We start from the raw sequence: 20,642 nt of genomic DNA on the forward strand, positions 1-20,642 counted from the left end.
GTGCTCAGCCGGAAAACCGCCCGAACGGTGACGTTGCGTAGACCCACGATGACATCACCTTGACCGGGCGGTCAGTACGCCGCCCGGCCACCGAAGAACGTCAGGTGAGCGAGGAGTAGGCCACCACGCCACGGCGCATGGCGTCCATGGCCTTGTTCGCGGTCTGCTTGATCTTGCTGCCCTCCGGCACGGCGTTGCCCAGCTGACCGAGCAGGTCCATCAGCTGCTTGATCCACCGGACGAAGTCGCCCGCGGCCAGCTCGCTGCCGTTGACGCCGTCCATGAGGACCGCGTCGAGGCTGTGCCCCTTGGTCCACCGGAACGCCGCCCAGGCGAAGCCCAGGTCGGGCTCGCGGATGGTCTCCAGCCCGTGGTCGGACTCGATGCCCTCCAGCTCGCCCCAGAGCCGGACCATCGAGGTGAGCGCGTCCTGCGCCCGCCCCGCCGGGATCTTGGGGCGGCGGGCGTCGTCGGCCTGCCGCGACTCGAACACCAGCGCCGACACGCACGCCGCGAGCTCCGCCGGGTCGAGCTCCTCCCACAGCCCGCTGCGCAGGCACTCGGCGGTGAGCAGGTCGAGCTCGGTGTAGAGGCGGCCGAGGCGGCGGCCCTCCTCGGTGACGGTCTCGCCGCTCAGGTAGCCGAGCTGCTCCAGCACCGAGCAGATGCGGTCGAAGGTGCGGGAGATGACGTGGGAGCGGCCCTCGACGCGCCGGCGCAGCCCGTCGGTCTCGCGCAGCAGCTTGTGATAGCGCTCCGCCCAGCGGGCGTGGTCCTCGCGCTCGTCGCAGCCGTGGCAGGGGTGCTGCCTGATGCGGCGGCGCAGCTCGTTGATCTCGTCGTCCTCCACCGCGTGGTCGCGCGCCCTGGCCGGCTTGCCCAGGTCACGGTCGCCGAGTTTGGCGAGCAGCGTCGAGACGAGGTTGGCCCGCTCCTTGGGCGAGCGGCCGTTGAAGTTCTTCGGGATGCGCAGCTTCTCGATCGGTTCGACGGGCACCGGGAAGTCGGCCGGGTCGAGCTTCTTGACCTGCTTGCCGATCGTCAGTACCAGCGGGCTGGGACCGTAGCCGCGCGGGTTGCGACCCGGGTCGAGCACGATCGCCAGGCCCGCCCGGCGCCCGCCGGGCACCCGGATGACGTCGCCCGGCTGCAGCGCCTCCAGCGACCGCACGGCCGCGGCCCGCCGCGCGGCGCCACGCTGCTTGGCCAGCTGCGCCTCGCGGTCGGACAGGCGGCGGCGCAGCCCGGCGTATTCGGTGAAGTCGCCCAGGTGGCAGGTCATCGCCTCCTGGTAGCCCTCCAGCGCCTCCTCGTGCTTGCGCAGCTGCTTGGCCAGCCCGACGACCGCCCGGTCGGCCTGGAACTGCGCGAACGACTCCTCCAGCAGGGTGCGGGCGCGCTCGCGGCCGAACTGGCCGACCAGGTTGACGGCCATGTTGTAGGAGGGCTGGAAGCTGGAGCGCAGCGGGTAGGTGCGGGTGCCGGCCAGCCCGGCCACCGACAGGGGGTCCATGCCGAGTTGCCAGAGCACCACGGCGTGACCCTCGATGTCGATGCCGCGCCGCCCGGCCCGGCCGGTCAGCTGCGTATATTCGCCCGGGGTGAGGTCGGCGTGGGTCTCGCCGTTCCACTTGTCGAGCTTCTCGATCACCACGCTGCGCGCGGGCATGTTGATGCCGAGCGCCAGCGTCTCGGTGGCGAACACCGCCTTGACCAGCCCGCGGGTGAACAGCTCCTCGACCACCTCCTTGAACGCCGGCAGCATGCCCGCGTGGTGGGCGGCGAGCCCGCGCTCCAGGCCGTCGCGCCACTCCAGGTAGCCGAGCACCGCCAGGTCCTCGTCGGGCAGGTGCGCGGTCCGCTCGTCGACGAGCTGGCGGATCTCGTGACGCTCCCGCTCGGTGGTGAGCCGGATCCCGGCGTTGAGGCACTGCTGGACGGCCGCGTCGCAGCCGGCCCGGGAGAAGATGAACGTGATCGCGGGCAGCAGCCCCTCGGCGTCGAGCTTCTCGATCACCTGGGTGCGGTCCGGCGGGCGCGAGCGCGACGGCCGGCCGTTGCCGCGCCTGCCGCGTCCGGCGGTGAGCCGCTCGGCGTCCCGGGTGACCCGCATCAGGGTGGGGTTGATGCGGGGTGTCTCGTCGTCGGCCATGAACAGGTCGTAGATGAGGTTGCCGACCATCATGTGCTGCCACAGCGGCACCGGCCGGTGCTCGTCGACGATGACCGTGGTGTCACCGCGCACCTCGCCGAGCCACTCGCCGAACTCCTCGGCGTTGCTGACCGTGGCCGACAGCGCCGCCAGCCGGACGGACTCGGGCAGGTGGATGATGACCTCCTCCCACACCGCCCCCCGGAACCGGTCGGCCAGGTAGTGGACCTCGTCCATCACGGCGAACCCCAGCCCGGCCAGCGTCGCCGACCCGGCGTAGAGCATGTTGCGGAGCACCTCGGTGGTCATGACCACGATCGGGGCCTCGCCGTTGACGCTGTTGTCGCCGGTCAGCAGGCCCACCTTGGCGGTGCCGTAGCGTTTGACCAGGTCGTTGTACTTCTGGTTGGACAGCGCCTTGATCGGAGTGGTGTAGAAGCACTTGCGCCCCTGCTCCAGGGCCAGATGGACGGCGAACTCTCCGACGACCGTCTTGCCCGACCCGGTGGGGGCGGCCACCAGGACCCCGTCACCCGCTTCGAGGGCACGGCAGGCGTCGATCTGGAAGTCGTCGAGCTCGAACTCGTACAGGTCGCGGAACGATCTGAGAGCGGGCCCGTCGTCACCGTACTTTTCACGGAAGGCCGCGTAGCGTTCCGCTGGCGTTGTCATGACGCCAGCCTACCGAAATCGTCTTTCCGGTCCGTCCTGCCCGGCCGACGCCTTTACAAGGTAGATCTCAGGTGATGACGCGGAGCGCTCCCGGCCGCACGTCGCAGGTGACGGGCACCGGCCCGACGCGTTCGCCGTCGGCGTAGGCCACCACGTCGGCCGCCACCAGCCGCACACTCCTGGCCCGCCTGATCGACACGGCCGGGTGGGTCACGTGGGTCCCCCGGTAGACGCTCGGGAAGACCCGCAGGAACTCCCCCTTGCCGACCGCTCCCAGCACCATCACGTCGAGCAGCCCGTCGTCGGGCCGCGCGTCGGGGCACACCCGCATGCCCGCGCCGTAGGACCGGGTGTTGCCCACCGCGACCAGCATGGCCTCCCGCTCGACCGTCTCGCCGTCGAGCGTGATCCGGAACGGGATGGGCCGGAACCGGCGCAACTCCTCGGCCATGGCCACCAGGTAGCGGGCCATGCCGGGCGGCCAGGTGAGCCTGTTGGCCCGCTCGTTGACCCGCGAGTCGAACCCGCAGCACATCACCCCGGCGTACAGCTCGTCGGCGCCGCCGGCCCGGACCCGGACGGCGTCGATCAGCCGCGACTTCATCCGCAGCACGGTGCGCGCCGCGGCCATCGGATCCCCGCGCGGCAGGCCCAGGGCGGCGGCGATGTCGTTGCCCGTCCCGGCCGGGATGATCCCGAGCGGCACGTCGGTGCCGGCCACGGCCTGGACGGCCAGGTGCACCAGGCCGTCGCCGCCGAAGGCGACCAGGGCGTCGGGGCGTTCGGCCACGGCGGTGCAGGCTCGTTCGAGCGCGTCCGTGGCGCCGTCGCCGACGATCACCGACACATCGGCCCCGCCCGCGCGCAGCCGGCGGACCACGGGTTCGAGCAGGCGCAGCGCCCGGCCGCCGCGTGCGGCCGGATTGACGAGCAGGGCGAGTTGAGGGGGCACGCCCGGAACTTATCGCCTATTTGGCGGGATCGGAATCCTCTTCCAGCGGCGAGGCCTCGTCGTCGTCCAGGTGCGAGAAGTCCTCACCGGCGGGCCGGCGCTTCTCGCGCAGGAACATGAACAGCTCGGCCGCCGCGAACAGCAGGATCATCGGCAGGGCCAGCGCCATCATCGCGATGGGCTCGCCGCCGGGCGTGATGACCGCGCCGAACACGAACATCAGGAAGATGACCATCCGGCGGTGCTTCTTGACCGTGGCGTGCGGCAGCACCCCGATGATGTTGAGGAACACCAGCAGAAGCGGCAGCTCGAACGACACCCCGAAGATCAGCAACATGATCAGGATGTAGTCGAGGTAGTCGTCGATCTGGATGGTGGCGACCGTGTCCTCGAGCGAGAAGCTCAGCAGGAAGGACAGGCTGGTGTCGATGATGACGTAGGCCAGGACCGCGCCGAGGAGGAAGAGCGGGATCGCCAGGGCGAGGAAGCCCATGGAGTAGCGCTTCTCGTTGCGGTAGAGGGCCGGGGTGACGAACGCCCAGATCTGGTAGAGCCAGACGGGTGAGGCCACGATGAGGCCGACCATCGCCGAGACCTTCAGGGTGATGAAGAAGGACTGGAAGATGCCGCCGTAGGTGAGGCTGCACCGCCCGTTGAGCTGGCGTGACTGGACCGTCTCGCAGTAGGGGGCCTTGAGGAACTCCCACACCGGATCGAACAGGATCCAGCCGATGATGATGCCCACGCCGACCGCGAGGAACGCGATGAGCAGCCGGTTGCGCAACTCGCGCAGGTGCTCCATCAGCGGCATGCGCCCCTCGGCGTCCGTGGCCGGGGGCGGGTCCTTACGGCTCGACCGTCTGAGCAGCGCCATTCAGCAGTCCAGGTGACGAGGAGGGATCGGGGTCAGACTTGCTTGTCGGCCTTGCTCGCGGCGGCGCGGAGCCTGGCCGCCTGCTCCTCAAGCTGGCGTGCCTGCTCCTCGGCCGAGAGCGGGGGAGACACCACCGGAGGGGCGGCCGGGATCTGCTGCGGCGGGACCGGCTGCGCCTGCGGCTGGGCCTGTGCCTGCGCCTGAACCGTGGTCTGCCCGTCCTCGTCGTCGTCGCGCAGCTTCGCCGTCTCCGACTTGAAGATGCGCAGCGACCTACCGACGCCTCGCGCCATCTCCGGCAGCTTCTTGGCGCCGAAGAGCATGATGAGCACGACTGCGATGATCAGAAGTTCGGGAACTCCGAGTTGTCCCATGTGACATCCTCACCAAGCTAGTGCGTTTTCAGCCACGATCGTACGCTGCCTGACGATAAGACTCATCCCTCTGGCGGCCGCAATCTGGCCCGCCTCGGCTCCATCTGTGCCTGGGCCGTGGCCACTTCCCTGTTCAGGGTACGTGCCGCGGTGATGACCCGCGCACCGGAGACGGCCAGCACGGCCGCCCCGGCGGCGCCGAGCCCGGCGGCCAGGAAGATCCAGGTCATGACCGCTGAGAGTACAGCGTCAGGGCCCGCTCGGCCTCCTCGCGCACCCGGTCGGCCATGGCGGGCGGCGCCACCACCCGGCCGGTGTCGCCCAGCCGCAGCGCCAGCTTGAGGATCCAGTCCTCGTCGCGGGCGCGCAGCGCCACCCGCAGCCGGCCCTCGCCCAGCTCGGTGACCTCCTCGCACGGGTAGTACTCGGCCACCCAGCGCCCGGCGGCGGTCACCTCCAGCTCGACCAGCTCGTCGCTGGGCGACGGCCGGAAGACGCCCTGGGTGACGTCGATCGGCTCGGCCTCGGCGGGCGGGTCGGCGGGCACGTCGAGCACCTCGACGCCGAGCACCCGGTCGAGCCGGAACAACCGCATGGCCTCGGCCCGGTAGCACCAGCCCTCCAGGTAGGTGCGGCCGTCGACGATCACCACCCGCATCGGATCGACGTCGCGCGGCGTCACCTCGTCGCGGCCGGGCACGTAGTAGCGCAGCGACAGCCTGCGCCGCCTGGTGAGCCCCTCACGGACCTTGGGCAGCGCGTCGGGGGCGGCGTCGACGTCGACGGCGACCTGGCTGCTCACGGCGGCGGCGCCCTCGCCGGCGGCCCGCTCCAGCTTGGCCGTCACCCGGGGCAGCGCGTCGCCCGGCACCTCGGCCAGCTCGGGCATCGCGGCCAGCATGCGCAACGCCACCAGCAGCGCGCTGGCCTCGTCGATGCCGAGCCGCAGCGGCCTGGCGATGGTGTCGGCGTTGTCGATGAGGATCTCGCCGCCGTCCCAGGACACGTCGATCAGGTCACCGGGCGTGTGCCCCGGCAGCCCGCACATCCACACCAGCTGCAGGTCGTCGATGAGCTGCTTCTCGCTCAGCCCGAACACCTCGGCCACCTCGCCGACCTGCGCGCCCGGATGCGACATCAGGTAGGGGACGAGGGCCAGCAGTCTCGGCAGCCGGTCGGCGGATCCGCTCACGCCAGTGCCCCTTTCAGTCGCCGGATGACGGCCTCGCGGGCGTCGGGCGGCCCGGCCACCTCGACGTCGGAGCCCAGGCTGGCCATCCATCCGGCCAGCCGCTCGGGGTCGGCGAAGGTCAGCTCGGCCTCGTCCCAGCCGTCGGTGCCGGGGTAGACGACCCTGGCCAGCTGGCGCAGCCCCTCGCAGGTGCCCTGGCGGACCCGGATCAGGGCCACGCGTTCCTCCATCGCCTCGTCGGGGAAGCCCACCATGTCGCGCAGGTCGACCCCGGCCGGCACCTCGACGGCCCCTGGCCTGCCCACCGTCGTGACCTGGCCGGTGATGCGGCTGAGCCGGAAGGCGCGGGGCGCGGCGCGGTCGCGGTCGAAGCCGGCGAGGTACCAGCGGCCGCGCCGGCTGACCACGCCCCACGGCTCGACCGTGCGGCTGCGCACGCTCTCACTGCCGGCGCCGCGGTAGTCGAAGCGCACCGCCCGCCGGTCGCGGACGGCGTTCCACAGGGCCGGGAAGGCCGGGTCGCGGGTGTCGACCCGCAGCTCCAGCGCGCCGCCGGCGCCCACCCCGCCGCCGGCCGGGTCGTCGGTGGCCACGCCGCCCGCACGCAGCTTGAGCAGCGCGCCGGAGGCGGCCTCGGCGAGGCTGGCCCGCTGCCACACCTGGGCGGCCAGGCCGAGCACGGCCGCCTCGTCGGGTTCGAGGGTGATCTCCGGCAGCTCGTAGGAGGTGCGCTCGATGCGGTAGCCGGGCTCGTCCTCCCACGGGTCGCGCACCACGTCGATGGGGATGCCGATCTCGCGCAACTCGTTCTTGTCACGTTCGAACATGCGCTGGAACGCCTCGTCGCCCTCACGGTCGTAGCCGGGGACGGCGTGGCGGATCTGCTCGGCCGACAGCGGGCGCCTGGTCGCGAGCAGGCAGATCACGAGGTTCAGCAACCGCTCGGTCTTACGGCGCGACATCCGCTCACTCCTCCTTCATGGACGCTACCCTGCCCCCGTGATCAGATGGCGCAAGGGCGAGGTCGTACGGATCCGGCGCGAGTGGCCGGGAGCGATGGAACTGGAGGTCGCCGTCTCCGAGGGCACGGGGCCCCCTGGATCGTGCCGGGCGCTGGCCTATCCCCCGCTGGTGGGCCGCCCGGAACCCGGCGACGAGGTGCTGCTCAACACGACGGCACTCGCGATGGGTCTCGGTACGGGAGGTTACGCCATGGTGGTGGCCGTGCCGAACCGTTTGCCGGAAGATCCCGACGGCCCCGGGCACCTGGTGAAGGCACGCTACACCCCGCTGCAGGCCACCGTGCTCGGCGCCGACGAGCAGGACTCCCCCTTCCACGAGGCGCTGCGCGAGGCCGACTCCGTGGACGGCATGCCGGTGGTGGTGGCCGACCTGCACTCGGCGCTGCCGCCGATCCTGTGCGGCCTGTACGACTCGGCGCCGGACGCGCGGGTCGCGTACGTGATGCTGGACGGCGGGGCGCTGCCCGCGTGGTTCTCGATGGCGTGCGCCCGGTTGCGCGAGGTCGGCTGGCTGGCCGGGGTGGTCACGGTCGGGCAGGCGTTCGGCGGCGACGTCGAGGCGGTCACCACCCACACGGGGCTGCTGGCCGCCAGGCACATCCTGGAGGCGGACGTGGCGATCGCCGCCCAGGGCCCGGGCAACCTGGGCACGGGCACCCGGTGGGGGTTCTCGGGCGTCTCGGCGGGCGAGGCGGTCAACGCCGCGGCCGTGCTGCTCGGCCGGCCGGTGGCGGCGCTGCGGGTCAGCGAGGGCGACCGGCGCGAGCGGCATCTCGGGGTGTCCCACCACTCGCTGACGGCCTATGGCCGGGTCGCCCTGTCACCCGCCCGGGTGCCGGTGCCACTGCTGCCCGGTGAGTTCGGCGAGCGGGTCAGGGACCAGGCCGAGCTGCTGGCCGTCCGCCACGAGCTGGTGCCGGTGCCGGTCGACGGGCTGCACGAGGCGCTGCGGGCCTCGCCGGTGCGGCTGTCGACGATGGGCCGGGGGCTGGAGGAGGACCTGGCCTACTTCCTGGCGTCGGCCGCGGCGGGCCGGGACGCGGCCTCACTGCTGTCGTAGGAGTCCTTGAACGTGAACGCCTCGGGACTCGGCCCCTCGTCCCTGAGGCGTTCGAGGCGCCGCATGCCCTCGGCGAGGGTCGGCAGCCGCCCCTCGGGGATCCACCACATCACCATGTACGGCTCCGCCACCCGCAGGAACCACTCCCTGCGGCGGCGCAGCACGTCCAGGTGCGCGCTGCGGTAGGCGTAGTTCCACAGCGACTCCAGCGACTCCCACACCGAGAAGTTGACCAGCAGGTGGTCACCGTAGGCGTGCGTGAGGGTGGCCGTGGGGTCGTCCTCGCTCTCCTTCATCCGCCACACGAAGCCCGGTGAGGTGTCGGCGAGCGCGTTGACGGGTGCGAGGAGCTCGACGAACGCGGCGAGCTCGGGGGCGTCGATCGGCGCGCGCAGGTGGGCGATGTTGAGCTGGGCGAGATGCATGACGTCAGCACACCATCCCGGCCACTTCTATGTCAATCTTCATTTGTTTTAGAAAGGGAGACGCAGCACTCCCCCGGCCGCGGATCGAGCCGCGCGCGCTCCGGGTCGTCGCCGAGCCCCTCCAGCAGGCCCTGGCACAGCGCCAGGTTCATCGAGCAGACCAGCACCGGCTGCTCCCGCGACAGCGCGTGGAAGGGGCAGTTGCGCATCCGCAGCCGGTCGCCCTCGGCGTACGGCTCGTAGCCGCGCTCGCGCAGCACGGTCTCCACGGGCTCGTCGCCGCGCGTCCCCGCCAGCCGCCGTCCCGCCCGGCGCGCCGCCCGCTCGGCCTCCTCGTCCGCGCCGAGCAGCTCGACCACGCCGGCCAGCACCGAGGCCAGCCCCTGGTAGTCGCGCGGCGGCAGGCTCACCGACCGTTCGCCGGCGGCCCTGCGGTAGACCTTCGCGGGCCGCCCGCTGCCCGGCCCCCTGCGCTCCTGGGGGCGCAGGCCGCTTTCGAGCAGACCCGCCTCCACCAGCTTGTCGAGGTGGTGCGCGGCGAGGGTCCGCGAGATCCCGGCCGACTCGGCCGCCTCTCCCCGGCCCACGTCGCCGCCGCTGGCCGCCACGACGTCGTACAGGCTGCGTCGTACGGGATCGTGCAGCAGGGCCAGCGCGTCGAGGTGGTCTTCGCTCACAGCCGGAGTCTAGGACGTACGCCCGCGCGCGCGGGAAGGCCGATCAGTACGCGGCCAGCACGTCGACCAGGAAGACGAGGGTGTCGCCCGGCCCGATGCCGAAGGCCGGCTGCCCGGACGGGCCGTAGCCCTGGGCGGGTGGGACGACCATCAGCACCCGGCTGCCGACGCGGACACCGGCCAGCGCGCGATCCCAGCCCTTGATCACGCTGCCGTCGCCGATCGTGAACGCCTTGGGCAGGCCCGTGCTCCAGGTGGAGTCGAACACCCGGCGCCGCTCCCACACGACCCCCTGGTACTGCGTGACCAGCAGCTGACCCGTACGGCTGCGCGGCCCCTTCCCCTTGGACAGGACCTTGGCGACAAACCGGGCGGGCGGCGCCGACTTCGGCACCGAGAGCCGGGGGCGGGCACCCCCGCCGGCCCGCACGCCCGCCAGCGACCCGCCGCGCGCCTTGACCGAGGCCCCCTCGGGGTGCGCGCCGAGGATGTCGATCACGTAGAGCAGGTCGTCGCCGGGGCTGATGCCCTGCGGCGGATTGGCGCCGAAGCCCTCGCCGGGCGGGATGGCGGCGATCACCCTGCTGCCCACCCGGCGCCCCAGCAGGGCCTTGTCCAGGCCGGGCAGCAGCCGTCCCACCGGAAAGGCCACGGGGGCGCCGCGGGTGAAGCTGGAGTCGACGAGCCGGTTCTCGCGCCCGTCCCAGACGTGCGCGGTGTAGTGCGCGATCGCCAGGTCGCCCGAGCGCAGCGGCTCACCCTTGCCGGCGGCGAGCTGGTCGATCCGCAGACCGTCCGACGGCCTGCCCTCGGGGAAGACGACCGTGGGCCTGACGCCGAACGCGCCGCCCACCTTGAGGCCGGGATCGGCCGCCTTCTCGCCGGTGCAGGCGGCGGCCAGCACCGCCAGCGACAGCAGCAGCGGCACGGCCCTGCGGAGCATCGGCGCCTCCCACGACGCGGCGGCCCGGCGGCGTGGTGCCGCCGGGCCGCACGATGCTACCGCGGTATCAGACCGTCCGTCAGTAAGCCTGCTCGACCGTACGCCCGCTGGTCAGTACGACCTGCTTGTCAGTACGCCCGCTTGTCAGTACGACCTGCTTGTCAGTACGCCCGCTTGTCAGTACGCCGCGAGGATGTCCACGACGAAGACCAGCGTGCTGTTGGCCGGGATGCCCTGCTGCTCCTTGTCGCCGTAGCCGAGGTCCGGCGGGATGCTCATCACGACCCGGCTGCCGACCGGCACACCGGCCAGGCCCTGCTGCCAGCCCTGGATGACGTTGCCGAGCGGGAACGAGGCGGGCTCGCTCTTGCCCCAGCTGGAGTCGAACTCCTTGTCGGTGCCCCAGATCTTGCCCGTGTAGTGGACGGTGAGCGTGTTGGCAGCTGTCACCTTGGCGCCGGTGCCCTCGATCAGCGTCTTGACGACGAGCTTCTTGCCGGGCTTGTCCTTGGTCTTGGTGGTCAGCGTGGGGGCCTTGTCGCCGCCCGGGTTGACGACCTTGACGCCCGTGAGGGTATCGCCGGTCTCCTTGCCGGTGGCCGCCTTCAGCGCCTCGGGCGGCGCGCCGACGACGTCGAGCACGAACACCTTGGTCGGCGTGGCCTCCGTCTGCTGCGCCGGGGCGGCCGGGTCGGCGGCCATCACGGCCAGCAGCCGGCCGCCGTGCTTGACCTTGGTGAAGCCCTCCTGCAGCACCTCCGGCAACTGCTGGTCGACGCCGATCGTCTCGGGCGTCTTGGTGTCGTAGGAGGAGCCCTGGAAGGCGTTGTCCTTGCCGTCCCAGTTGTAGACCGTCAGGTTGACGATCACCTTGTCGCCGCTCTTGACCGCCGGACCGGTGCCCTCGGAGACCACCTCGTAGGACGACTTGCTGGCGGGACTGCCGGTGGGGAAGGTCACCGTGGGTTTGGCGCCCACGTTGCCGGCGACCTTCACCCCGGCCGACGCGTTGCCGCCCCCGGTGGCGCCGGAGTCGGAGTCGCCGCACGCGGCGGCGAAGAAGATCAGAGGCACGGCGGCCAGGATGGCCAATGCGCGGCGCATGGATTTCCCTCGGAAAGACGTCAGATTCGCGTCACTGTATCTGACATCCAGGTATTGCCGAGGTAAACCGGCCTCCTACATGCCCGCGATCAGCTTGTCCACCCGCTCGTCGACGCTGCGGAACGGGTCCTTGCAGAGCACCGTGCGCTGCGCCTGGTCGTTGAGCTTGAGGTGCACCCAGTCGACGGTGAAGTCGCGCCGCTTCTCCTGCGCCTTGCGGATGAACTCACCCCGCAGCCGCGCCCTGGTGGTCTGCGGCGGCACCGACTTGGCCTCGAAGATCTTCAGGTCGGAGGCCACCCGCTCCACCGAGCCGCGCTTCTGCAGCAGGTAGAACAGGCCGCGCTTGCGGTGCACGTCGTGGTAGGCGAGGTCGAGCTGCGCCACCCGGGGCGAGGACAGCGGCAGGTCGTACTTCTTGCGGTAGCGCTCGATCAGCTGGTATTTGGTCACCCAGTCGATCTCGCGCGAGACCAGGTCGAGGTTGCCGGTCTCGACCGCGGTGAGGGTGCGCTCCCACAGCTCCAGCACCCGCCGGGCGATCGCGTCGCCGCCGCGGCGGTCGACGAAGTCCTTGGCCTTGGACAGGTATTCCTGCTGGATCTCCAGGCTGGACGCCTCGCGCCCGTTGGCCAGCCGGACCCGCCTGCGGCCGGTCATGTCGTGGGAGACCTCGCGGATCGCCCGGATCGGGTTCTCGAGCGACAGGTCGCGCATCACCGTGCCCGCCTCGATCATGCGCAGCACCAGGTCGGTCGCGCCGACCTTGAGCAGCATGGTCGTCTCGCTCATGTTGGAGTCGCCGACGATGACGTGCAGGCGGCGGAACCGCTCGGCGTCGGCGTGCGGCTCGTCGCGGGTGTTGATGATCGGCCTGCTGCGCGTGGTCGCGCTGGACACGCCCTCCCAGATGTGCTCGGCCCGCTGGGACACGCAGTAGACGGCGCCGCGGGGAGTCTGCAGCACCTTGCCGGCGCCGCAGATGATCTGCCGCGTGACCAGGAACGGGATCAGCACGTCGGCCAGCCGGCCGAACTCGCCGTGCCGCCCGACCAGGTAGTTCTCGTGGCAGCCGTAGGAGTTGCCGGCGGAGTCGGTGTTGTTCTTGAACAGGTAGATGTCGCCGGCGATGCCTTCTTCGCGCAGTCGCTTCTCGGCGTCGACGAGGAGTCCTTCGAGGATGCGCTCGCCGGCCTTGTCGTGCGTGACGAGCTCGATGACGTTGTCACACTCGGGTGTTGCGTATTCAGGATGGCTGCCCACGTCGAGGTAGAGACGTGCGCCGTTGCGGAGGAAGACGTTGCTCGATCGGCCCCAGGACACCACTCGCCGGAACAGGTAGCGCGCGACCTCGTCGGGCGACAGCCTGCGCTGCCCCCTGAACGTGCAGGTCACGCCGTACTCGTTCTCCAGCCCGAAGATGCGACGATCCATCACCTCACACTATGCCCACGGATGGGCGCGCGGGAGAGATCTTGCGGGGTGTTTTACCGCCGCACGAGATCCGGCCCCTCGTCACGACCCCGCGACCTCCCGTCGCGGCATCCGCACGCACCCCATACGGCCCGTACGGCTACGGGGTGTAGATCTCCTGAACGCGGACGATCTTGCTCTTGTGGACGGTGATGAGGGACGGACGGCCCTCGTTCTTGACCCGCTTGAGCAGCACGGCGCGGGAGCAGCGCTTGTTTCCGAGCCCGGTGGCGCGGTTGACCGTCATGCCGCTCGTGGACCGGCCACAGCCGAAGGCGGACAGGTAGACGACGTTCTTGGCGATGGGCGAGGAGTAGGCCCGCACGTCACCCTCGGGCGGGCCGACGAAGTAGCCCTCGGTGTGGGTGTCCCTCTTCCACTTGATCGGCTCGTACTCGGCGAAGCCGCCGTACACGCCGATGATCCGGCCGCGCAGGATGCCGTCGTGCCGGGAGTGGATCCGCTTGGTGAAGTCGTGCTTCGGGTCCGCCTGGAAGGTGGTGCCGAAGATCTTGGGCGCCTTGTACCTGGGAATCCCGGTGGCGGCGTCGGCGGCCACGGTGGCGGTCAGCAGGACGGCCGCGGCGGCGCCGCCGGCGAGGAGGGAACGCGTCATCATCTTCACGGACCATACGATGTCCGATCATGCCCGCCGGTTCGCCTCGAAACGGGTGAGCCACATCACACGGACGTCCAGCCGGCCAACCTCCGCAACGCCGCGCACCGGGCCGTTCCCGCACGGAGCGGAACGGCACGCACCGGGCTTTCCCGCACGGACCGGAACGGCACGCACCGGGCTTTCCCGCACGAACACCCGAACGTGGAAGGCGGGGGCGTCGCCCCCGCCGGGCACCACGGGCGGACGCCGGGTCCTACAGCGGGGAGGACCCGTCGTCCACATCACCGTCGGGGCCGGTCGGCGGCCCGGTCGGCGGGGCTTGGGGCGCGGCGCCGGACCCGCTCTCGGGGCCGGCGGGCGCGTCGCCGGAGCCGGCCTCCGGCTCGGTCGGCTCGGTCGGCTCGGCGGCCTCGGCAGGCCCGGCCGTCTGGGCGAGCAGGCGTTCGAGGCGGGAGCCGGTGATCCGGAGGAACTTGCGGTGCTCGCGGTTGCGGTCGAGCACCGCCACCTCGAGCTGCCCGACCGGCGGCCGCTCGCCGCCCGGCTCGGTCAGGGCCACCACCGCCGTCTCCAGCGCCTCGGCCAGCGGCATCGCCTCGCGGTAGCGCTCCTTCACCCGCGTCGACACCGCCTCGGCCTGGCCGCCCATCGCGGCGAAGCCGTGCTCGTCGAAGACCGAGCCGTCGAAGGTCAGCCGGTAGATGGCGTCGCCGTCGGGGGTGTCGCCCACCTCGGCCACGACCACCTCCACCTCCAGCGACTTGATCGACTCGGTGAAGATGCGGCCCAGGTTGGAGGCGTAGAGGTTGGCCAGGCCGCGGCCCGTCACGTCGGAGCGGTCGTAGGTGTAGCCGTTGATGTCGGCGTAGCGGATGCCGCCGAGCCGCAGCTCCTCGAACTCGTTGTAGCGGCCGACCGCGGCGAAGCCGATGCGGTCGTAGATCTCGCTGATCTTGTGCAGCGCCCGGGACGGGTTGGGCGCGACGAACAGGATGCCGTCGGCGTACTGCAGCACGACGACGGAGCGGCCCCGCGCTATGCCCTTGCGCGCATAGTCCGCCTTGTCCCGCATGATCTGCTCAGGGGACGCATATCCGAAAGGCATGGACACCGTGATGGTCCTTTCTAGCGCAGCGGGGCGATGGGGCCGTCGGGCGAGATCAGGCGGGCTTCGAGCATCTGCTCGACGTAGCCGGACACCTGCTCGTCGCCCAGCCGGCGGAAACCGTCGGCGTCGATGACGGACACGATCGGCCAGATCTTGCGGGTGACGTCGGGGCCACCGGTCGCCGAGTCGTCGTCGGCAGCGTCGTACAGCGCCTGGATCAGCGTCATCGCCATGTCGTCGGCGGAGGCGCCATCACGGTAGAGCTTCTTCAGCGAGCCCCGCGCGAAGATCGAGCCCGAGCCGATCGCGTCGAACCGCTCCCGCTCGTAGGGCCCGCCGGCCACGTCGTAGCTGAAGATCCGCCCCTCGTCGCGGTCGGGATCATAGGCGGCGAACAGCGGCACCACCACCAGCCCCTGCATCGCCATGGCCAGGTTGCCGCGGATCATCGTGGCCAGCCGGTTGGCCTTGCCGTTGACCGACATGGTCCGGCCTTCGAGCTTCTCGTAGTGCTCCAGCTCCACCCGGTAGAGCCTGGCCATCTCGATGCCGGTGCTGGCCGTGCCCGCGATGCCCATGCAGGAGTAGTCGTCGGTGCGGAACACCTTCTCGACGTCACGCTGCGAGATGATGTTGCCCGACGTCGCCCGCCGGTCGCCCGCCATCACCACCCCGCCCGCGAAGGTGGCGGCGACGATCGTGGTCGCGTGGGGGACCTGGTCGCCGATCGGTGTGGCGAGGATTTTGTCCCGCTGCGGCAGCAACTCGGGCGCATATGAACCGACGAACTCGGTGAACGACGAACGTCCGGTGTTGTGGAAAAGCTGGTTCACCAAGCCGACAGGCAGATCCCTGTGCGATGCCACGCGACTCCCTCCCAAAGGTCAGTGTCCTAGGGCGACCCTACTCATGTTGCGTCGCTGTCTGCACTTCCCACGATCAGCTCACGGCGAACCCTTCGGAAGGGCTCCGCCCCCATGCGACACCGGGTTCACGCCCCCGATCCGTGTTCAGATCGTTTCTTTACGGCCGCCGGGGTGCGTGCGATTGTCGGTATGTCTGCACGTCCTGAACAGGAGGCCGACATGCGACTCCCCAGCCGACCTGCGGTGATCGCGGCACTGACCATCCTCGCGCTCAGCTCCTGCGGCACCGCGACGCCGTCCGGAGGAGAGAGCGTCACCCTCACCATCGCCGCCAACTCGATCTCGGGCGGCAAGAACTCCGACTCCGCCGACTGGATCAAGCAGTGGGTGATCCCGGAGTTCGAGAAGACCCACCCGGGCGTCAAGGTGCTGTTCCAGCCGAGCGGCGTGGACGACGAGCAGTACAAGACGAAGATCGCGCTCGACCTCAAGTCGAAGACCGGTGCCGACGTCATCGACGTGGACGGCATCTGGGTGGGTGAGTTCGCCCAGGCCGGCTACATCAAGCCGCTCGCCGAGGTCGGCGGCGCCGCCGTCGACGCGTGGGAGGGCTGGTCGCAGATCCCGCAGGCCGTGCAGGGGCTCGGCATCTTCGACGGCAAGAAGTACGGGCTGCCGCAGGGCACCGACGGCCGCGTCCTGTTCTACAACAAGACCCTGTTCGAGAAGGCCGGCCTGCCGGACCCATGGCAGCCCGCGAGCTGGCAGGAGATCATCGACGCCGGTGCCAAGCTCAAGGCCGCCGGGGTCCCCACGCCCATCCAGATCAACGCCGGCACCGCCATGGGCGAGGCGACGACCATGCAGGGCGTGCTGCCGCTGCTGGCCGGCGCGGGCGCCGAGATCTACAGCGAGGGCAAGTGGACGGGCGCGTCCCAGGCCATGAAGGACGTGCTCGGCTTCTACCAGCAGATCTACGGCGGCAGCGGGCTGGGCGACCCCAGGCTGCAGCAGGAGGCCAAGGGCCGCGACAAGTCGTTCGCCCAGTTCGCCGCGGGCAAGATCGCCATCCTGGCCGAGAGCGACTACTTCTGGCGCTCCGTGGTCGAGCCCAAGGCCGGGGTCGCCGCCATGAAGGACCGCGACACCACCGTCGGCTACGCCAGGATTCCGGCCATCCGGCCGGGCGCCGGCATCCGGGGCCAGGACCACGTCAGCATGTCGGGCGGCGCCGTGCGCGTGCTCAACCCGTTCTCCAAGAACCCGAAGCCGGCCTGGGAGCTGCTCGCCTTCATCCACGGGGCGGCCGCCACCAAGGCACAGCTGGCCGGGCAGGCGCGGATCAGCTCCCGCGGCGACGTCAACGACGAGGTGCTCACCGGCGACCCGATGCTGAAGTTCGTCGCCGACGAGGTACTGCCCGTCACCGCCTACCGGCCGGGCGTCGCCGTCTACCCGCAGGTCTCCGTCATCCTGCAGGAGGCCACCGCCGACGTGGTCAGTGGCAAGAGCGCCGACGAGGCCGTCACCGCCTACCGGACCAAGCTGGAGGGACTGGTCGGTGGCGCGGCCAATGTCAGCGGTTGACGCCGCGGGACTGGGCAAGGGCAGGGCGGTCGGATTCGTCCTGCCCGCGCTCGTCCTGATCGGTGTCTTCCTCGTCTTCCCCGCGCTCTGGACGATCTATCTCGGACTCACCGACTACCGGCTGACCGGCCTGGCCGCCGCGAACCCGCAGGTCGTCGGCTTGGACAACTACACCGACGCGCTGCGGGACCCGCGGTTTCTCGGCTCGCTCTGGCTGACCGTCGTCTACGTCGGCGGCTCGGCCATCCTCGGCCAGGCCGGGCTCGGGTTCGCGTTGGCCTGGGTGCTGCGGACGCGCACGGGGCGGCTGCGGCGGGTCGTGGAGGGCGTCGTGCTGCTGTCGTGGATCCTGCCCAGCACCGTCGTCGGGTTTCTCTGGTTCGCGCTGCTCGACCGCGACGACGGCACCCTCAACGCGCTCCTGAACACCCCGGGGTTCGCCTGGCTGCTCGACTACCCGCTGCTGTCGATCGTCGTCTTCAACGTCTGGCGCGGCACCGCGTTCTCGATGATGCTCTACTCGGCCGCCCTGGAGAACGTGCCGCCCTCCCACCTGGAGACCGCCCGGCTGGCCGGGGCGAGCGTCTTCCAGCAGCTCCGTGACGTCGTCCTGCCGCTCATCAGGCGGCACATCCTGACCAACCTGCTGCTCATCAGCCTGTGGACGTTCAACGACTTCACCCCGTTCGTGCTGACCGGCGGCGGGCCGGAGGGACGCTCGGAGATCCTGCCGATCTACGTCTACAACGTGGCGCTGCGGGGCGGGGAGCTCGGGGCGGGCGCCGCCATCTCCTTCCTCATCCTGCTGATCAACCTGGTCTTCGCCCTGGTCTACCTGCGGCTGCTGCGGGACCGGCGCAGGCGCGAGGCCGCGCTGACGGGAGGACCTTCGGCATGATCAGGCACACCGTCGGGCGGCTGGTGTCCACCGTGTTCCTCGCGGTCGTGCTCGCCTTCTTCGCGCTGCCGATGCTCTGGCTGGCGAGCGCGCCGTTCGACGACAGTCCCACGATCACCACGTCCGTCCCCGAGTTCACGCTGAACAACTTCGCCGCCATCCTCGACAACCCGTACGCGCTGGGCTCGATCCGCAACTCGCTCATCCAGGGCGGCGGGGCGGCGGCGCTGGTCGTCGTGCTGGCAGCGCTGGCCGCCTACGCCCTGTCGCGGGTCCGGGTGCCCGGCCGTGACGTGCTGCTCTACCTGCTTCTGCTGCTGTCGTCGGTGGTCACCGGCACCGCGGCCATGGTGCCCATCTTCGAGCTGGCCACCCGGCTCGACCTGATCGACACCCATCTCGGCGTCATCCTCGTCGTCTCCGGCGGCCTGCTGCCCGCGGCGATCTTCATCCTGAAGGACTTCATGGACGAGACGCCGACCTCGTACGAGGAGTCGGCCCGGGTCTTCGGCGCCTCCTCGCTGCAGATCCTCCGGCACATCGTGGTGCCGCTGGTGCGGCCGGGCCTGGCCACCATCGCCGTGTGGGCGCTGGCCAGCGTCTGGGGCGGGTTCCTGTTCCAGTTCATCCTGCTGCGCGACCCGGACAAGTCGCCCGGCTCGGTCATCCTCTACACCCTCTACACCGAGGGCGGCGCGCCCAAGCTCGACCTCATCTCCACCTTCTCGCTGCTCTACTCGCTGCCGGTGGTGGCGATGTACCTGTTCGTCTCGCAGCGTTACGGTTTCCGCTTCCACGGAGGGATCAAGCGGTGATCTCCCTGCACGGCCTGACCAAGGTGTTTCCCGGCGGCGTGCGCGCCCTCGACGGCATCGACCTCACGATCGGAGACGGCGAGTTCTTCGCCCTGCTCGGCCCGTCGGGCTGCGGGAAGACGACGCTCCTGCGCACCATCGCGGGCCTGGAGACCGCCAGCTCCGGGCACATCTCCATCGACCAGACGGACGTCACGTCCTCGCCTCCCGGCCGCAGGAACGTCGCCATGGTCTTCCAGGACTACGCGCTCTTCCCGCACATGGACGTCACCGAGAACATCGCCTACCCCCTGCGCATCCGCAAGGTGCCCCGCGCCGAGCGCACCGCCAAGGCCGCCGACGTCGCCCGGCGGCTCAGCCTGTCGGAGCTCCTGCGCCGCCGCCCCGCCCAGCTCTCCGGCGGCCAGCAGCAGCGCGTCGCCCTCGCCCGCGCCATCGCCTGCCACCCCACCGCCTTCCTGTTCGACGAACCGCTGTCCAACCTCGACGCCCGCCTGCGCCTCGAAGCCCGGACGTTCCTCAAGCGCTTGCAGCGCGAGCTCGCCGTCACCACCGTCTTCGTCACCCACGACCAGGCCGAGGCCCTCGCGCTCGCCGACCGCATCGCCGTCATGTCGCAGGGACGGATGGTTCAGGTCGGCACGCCCTCGGAGGTCTTCCAGCGCCCCGCCACCACGTTCGTCGCCTCCTTCATCGGCTCCACGCCGATGAACCTGCTGCCGGCGAAGGCGGCGGGCGGCTCGCTGCACGCGGCCGGCGCCGTCCTGCCCGCCCCGGCCAGCCTCACCGACGGCGACGACCTCGTGTACGGCGTGCGCCCCGAGTACATGGACCTGTCCCCCATCGCACGCCCCGACGCCTTCCCTGGCACCGTCTCGGTCCTGGAGAACCTCGGCACCAGCACCCTGGTCACCCTCGAAGAGGCCGGCACCTTCATCCAGGCCGTGGTCGACGAGGGCGACGAGCCGCGTCTCGGTGACCGTGCCTGGGCCGTCCCGCGCCGCGCCCTGGTCTACCGCGACGGAGAGCTGCTGAGCCCCTGACGGCATACTGGACGTCATGTCCACCAGGGACTGGATCCTGCACGTGGACCTCGACCAGTTCATCGCCGCGGTCGAGCTGCTGCGCCGTCCCGAGCTACGCGGCAGGCCCGTCGTCGTGGGCGGCTCGGGCGATCCCACACAGCCGCGCACCGTGGCCGCCACCGCCACCTACGAGGCCCGCGCCCACGGTGTGCACTCCGGGATGCCGTTGCGGACGGCGCTCAGGCTGTGCCCCGACGCCGTCTTCCTGCCCACCGACCCGCCGGCCTACGAGGCGGCCTCGGAGCGCGTCATGGCCACGTTGCGCGCGTTCCCGATGGAGGTCGAGGTCTGGGGATGGGACGAGGCGTTCGTCGGCGCCCGCACTGACGCCCCCGAGGCGCTCGCCGCCGGTATCCGGCGCGCGGTGCTCGCCGAGACCGAGCTGTCGTGCTCGGTGGGCATCGGCGACAACAAACACCAGGCCAAACTCGCCTCCGGGTTCGCCAAACCGGCCGGCGTCTTCCGGCTCACGGGAGAGAACTGGGCGGAGGTCATGCACCACCGGCCCACCGACGCCCTCTGGGGCATCGGGGCCAGGACCTCCAGGAAACTCGCCGCCCTCGGCCTGCGCACGGTCGCCGAGCTGGCCGCCGCCGACCCCGCGGAGCTGGCACGCCACTTCGGCCCCACCAATGGACCCTGGTATCACTGAACCTTTTTCACCCTCGGGCGGCCTGTGTGACACGGTGATTTTGAAGGACGGCGATGGCCTTGCACAGGTGGCCGGCCTTGGAGGGGCTGCAG

The 20,642-nt window shown here is 70.8% G+C and carries 21 protein-coding genes; 6 read left to right on the forward strand and 15 right to left on the reverse strand.

Features of this window, described 5'->3' with window-relative positions; all coding sequences use genetic code 11:
• Positions 1 to 100: 100 nt before the first annotated feature.
• From AB0I38_RS05250 to AB0I38_RS05280, 7 genes are all read right to left on the reverse strand, one after another.
• Positions 101 to 2,824 (reverse strand): DEAD/DEAH box helicase, encoded by a 2,724-nt coding sequence (locus tag AB0I38_RS05250; protein WP_358462173.1) that lies wholly within the window; start codon positions 2,822 to 2,824, stop codon positions 101 to 103.
• A gap of 67 nt (positions 2,825 to 2,891) precedes the next feature.
• Positions 2,892 to 3,776, reverse strand: coding sequence for a diacylglycerol/lipid kinase family protein (locus tag AB0I38_RS05255; protein WP_358462176.1), 885 nt, complete (start codon positions 3,774 to 3,776; stop codon positions 2,892 to 2,894).
• A gap of 16 nt (positions 3,777 to 3,792) precedes the next feature.
• Entirely contained in the window at positions 3,793 to 4,650 is an 858-nt protein-coding gene (tatC, locus tag AB0I38_RS05260; protein ID WP_358462179.1) for a twin-arginine translocase subunit TatC, read from the reverse strand.
• Positions 4,651 to 4,682: 32 nt separating this feature from the next.
• A complete protein-coding gene (tatA, locus tag AB0I38_RS05265) occupies positions 4,683 to 5,024 on the reverse strand; it encodes a Sec-independent protein translocase subunit TatA (protein ID WP_358462182.1) in 342 nt (113 codons plus the stop codon).
• Between the two features lie 62 nt (positions 5,025 to 5,086).
• Positions 5,087 to 5,254, reverse strand: a complete 168-nt coding sequence (locus tag AB0I38_RS05270; RefSeq protein WP_358462185.1) for a hypothetical protein — start codon at positions 5,252 to 5,254, stop codon at positions 5,087 to 5,089.
• Positions 5,251 to 6,216, reverse strand: coding sequence for a helix-turn-helix transcriptional regulator (locus AB0I38_RS05275; protein WP_358462190.1), 966 nt, complete (start codon positions 6,214 to 6,216; stop codon positions 5,251 to 5,253). The genes AB0I38_RS05270 and AB0I38_RS05275 overlap by 4 nt, the downstream gene beginning before the upstream one ends.
• Positions 6,213 to 7,178, reverse strand: coding sequence for a helix-turn-helix transcriptional regulator (locus tag AB0I38_RS05280; protein ID WP_358462193.1), 966 nt, complete (start codon positions 7,176 to 7,178; stop codon positions 6,213 to 6,215). Before AB0I38_RS05280 ends, AB0I38_RS05275 begins: the two co-directional genes overlap by 4 nt.
• Positions 7,179 to 7,215: 37 nt before the next feature.
• Between AB0I38_RS05280 and AB0I38_RS05285 the strand changes: the two genes are divergently transcribed.
• Entirely contained in the window at positions 7,216 to 8,298 is a 1,083-nt protein-coding gene (locus AB0I38_RS05285; protein WP_358462196.1) for a DUF3866 family protein, read from the forward strand.
• On the opposite strand, the gene AB0I38_RS05290 is transcribed toward AB0I38_RS05285, so the two are convergent.
• From AB0I38_RS05290 to prcB, 8 genes are all read right to left on the reverse strand, one after another.
• Positions 8,244 to 8,723: a DUF3291 domain-containing protein gene (locus AB0I38_RS05290; RefSeq protein ID WP_358462199.1), complete on the reverse strand. Its 480-nt coding sequence runs from the start codon at positions 8,721 to 8,723 to the stop codon at positions 8,244 to 8,246. The genes AB0I38_RS05285 and AB0I38_RS05290 overlap by 55 nt on opposite strands.
• Positions 8,724 to 8,755: 32 nt before the next feature.
• Positions 8,756 to 9,400: a helix-turn-helix transcriptional regulator gene (locus tag AB0I38_RS05295; protein ID WP_358462201.1), complete on the reverse strand. Its 645-nt coding sequence runs from the start codon at positions 9,398 to 9,400 to the stop codon at positions 8,756 to 8,758.
• 43 nt (positions 9,401 to 9,443) lie between these two features.
• Positions 9,444 to 10,343, reverse strand: coding sequence for an FKBP-type peptidyl-prolyl cis-trans isomerase (locus AB0I38_RS05300; RefSeq protein WP_358462204.1), 900 nt, complete (start codon positions 10,341 to 10,343; stop codon positions 9,444 to 9,446).
• Positions 10,344 to 10,520: 177 nt separating this feature from the next.
• A complete protein-coding gene (locus AB0I38_RS05305) occupies positions 10,521 to 11,447 on the reverse strand; it encodes an FKBP-type peptidyl-prolyl cis-trans isomerase (protein ID WP_358462207.1) in 927 nt (308 codons plus the stop codon).
• 75 nt (positions 11,448 to 11,522) lie between these two features.
• A complete protein-coding gene (gene pafA / locus AB0I38_RS05310; protein ID WP_189128398.1) occupies positions 11,523 to 12,881 on the reverse strand; it encodes a Pup--protein ligase in 1,359 nt (452 codons plus the stop codon).
• Positions 12,882 to 13,020: 139 nt separating this feature from the next.
• A complete protein-coding gene (locus AB0I38_RS05315) occupies positions 13,021 to 13,539 on the reverse strand; it encodes a hypothetical protein (protein ID WP_358462210.1) in 519 nt (172 codons plus the stop codon).
• A 253-nt stretch (positions 13,540 to 13,792) separates the two neighbouring features.
• Positions 13,793 to 14,644: a proteasome subunit alpha gene (gene prcA, locus AB0I38_RS05320; RefSeq protein ID WP_358462213.1), complete on the reverse strand. Its 852-nt coding sequence runs from the start codon at positions 14,642 to 14,644 to the stop codon at positions 13,793 to 13,795.
• Positions 14,645 to 14,664: 20 nt separating this feature from the next.
• Entirely contained in the window at positions 14,665 to 15,513 is an 849-nt protein-coding gene (prcB, locus tag AB0I38_RS05325; RefSeq protein WP_436838717.1) for a proteasome subunit beta, read from the reverse strand.
• Positions 15,514 to 15,732: 219 nt separating this feature from the next.
• Here prcB and AB0I38_RS05330 point away from each other — a divergent pair, with 219 nt between their 5' ends.
• From AB0I38_RS05330 to AB0I38_RS05350, 5 genes are read left to right on the forward strand one after another with little or no spacing between them, the layout of a single operon-like run.
• Complete coding sequence (locus AB0I38_RS05330) at positions 15,733 to 17,100, forward strand: extracellular solute-binding protein (RefSeq protein ID WP_358462219.1); 1,368 nt, start codon at positions 15,733 to 15,735, stop codon at positions 17,098 to 17,100.
• Complete coding sequence (locus AB0I38_RS05335; protein WP_358462222.1) at positions 17,087 to 17,998, forward strand: carbohydrate ABC transporter permease; 912 nt, start codon at positions 17,087 to 17,089, stop codon at positions 17,996 to 17,998. The genes AB0I38_RS05330 and AB0I38_RS05335 overlap by 14 nt, the downstream gene beginning before the upstream one ends.
• Positions 17,995 to 18,813 carry a carbohydrate ABC transporter permease gene (locus AB0I38_RS05340; protein ID WP_358462225.1) on the forward strand — a complete coding sequence of 273 codons (819 nt, stop codon included), beginning with the start codon at positions 17,995 to 17,997 and terminating at the stop codon, positions 18,811 to 18,813. Before AB0I38_RS05335 ends, AB0I38_RS05340 begins: the two co-directional genes overlap by 4 nt.
• Positions 18,810 to 19,856, forward strand: coding sequence for an ABC transporter ATP-binding protein (locus AB0I38_RS05345; RefSeq protein WP_358462228.1), 1,047 nt, complete (start codon positions 18,810 to 18,812; stop codon positions 19,854 to 19,856). The genes AB0I38_RS05340 and AB0I38_RS05345 overlap by 4 nt, the downstream gene beginning before the upstream one ends.
• 16 nt (positions 19,857 to 19,872) lie before the next feature.
• A complete protein-coding gene (locus tag AB0I38_RS05350) occupies positions 19,873 to 20,550 on the forward strand; it encodes a DNA polymerase IV (RefSeq protein WP_358462231.1) in 678 nt (225 codons plus the stop codon).
• The last annotated feature ends 92 nt before the right edge of the window (positions 20,551 to 20,642 follow it).

It is taken from the genome of Nonomuraea cavernae, from assembly GCF_040655715.1.
Taxonomy (GTDB): domain Bacteria; phylum Actinomycetota; class Actinomycetes; order Streptosporangiales; family Streptosporangiaceae; genus Nonomuraea; species Nonomuraea cavernae_A.

Bases quoted from the DNA above. Each gene is read 5' to 3' on its own strand.
- AB0I38_RS05305 (WP_358462207.1), bottom strand. From the start codon at position 11,447: ATGCGCCGCGCATTGGCCATCCTGGCCGCCGTGCCTCTGATCTTCTTC.
- AB0I38_RS05340 (WP_358462225.1), top strand. From the start codon at position 17,995: ATGATCAGGCACACCGTCGGGCGGCTGGTGTCCACCGTGTTCCTCGCG.
- AB0I38_RS05250 (WP_358462173.1), bottom strand. From the start codon at position 2,824: ATGACAACGCCAGCGGAACGCTACGCGGCCTTCCGTGAAAAGTACGGT.
- AB0I38_RS05330 (WP_358462219.1), top strand. From the start codon at position 15,733: ATGCGACTCCCCAGCCGACCTGCGGTGATCGCGGCACTGACCATCCTC.
- pafA (WP_189128398.1), bottom strand. From the start codon at position 12,881: ATGGATCGTCGCATCTTCGGGCTGGAGAACGAGTACGGCGTGACCTGC.
- tatA (WP_358462182.1), bottom strand. From the start codon at position 5,024: ATGGGACAACTCGGAGTTCCCGAACTTCTGATCATCGCAGTCGTGCTC.
- AB0I38_RS05350 (WP_358462231.1), top strand. From the start codon at position 19,873: ATGTCCACCAGGGACTGGATCCTGCACGTGGACCTCGACCAGTTCATC.
- tatC (WP_358462179.1), bottom strand. From the start codon at position 4,650: ATGGCGCTGCTCAGACGGTCGAGCCGTAAGGACCCGCCCCCGGCCACG.
- AB0I38_RS05270 (WP_358462185.1), bottom strand. From the start codon at position 5,254: ATGACCTGGATCTTCCTGGCCGCCGGGCTCGGCGCCGCCGGGGCGGCC.
- AB0I38_RS05335 (WP_358462222.1), top strand. From the start codon at position 17,087: ATGTCAGCGGTTGACGCCGCGGGACTGGGCAAGGGCAGGGCGGTCGGA.
- prcA (WP_358462213.1), bottom strand. From the start codon at position 14,644: ATGCCTTTCGGATATGCGTCCCCTGAGCAGATCATGCGGGACAAGGCG.
- AB0I38_RS05280 (WP_358462193.1), bottom strand. From the start codon at position 7,178: ATGTCGCGCCGTAAGACCGAGCGGTTGCTGAACCTCGTGATCTGCCTG.
- AB0I38_RS05315 (WP_358462210.1), bottom strand. From the start codon at position 13,539: ATGATGACGCGTTCCCTCCTCGCCGGCGGCGCCGCCGCGGCCGTCCTG.
- AB0I38_RS05300 (WP_358462204.1), bottom strand. From the start codon at position 10,343: ATGCTCCGCAGGGCCGTGCCGCTGCTGCTGTCGCTGGCGGTGCTGGCC.
- AB0I38_RS05290 (WP_358462199.1), bottom strand. From the start codon at position 8,723: ATGCATCTCGCCCAGCTCAACATCGCCCACCTGCGCGCGCCGATCGAC.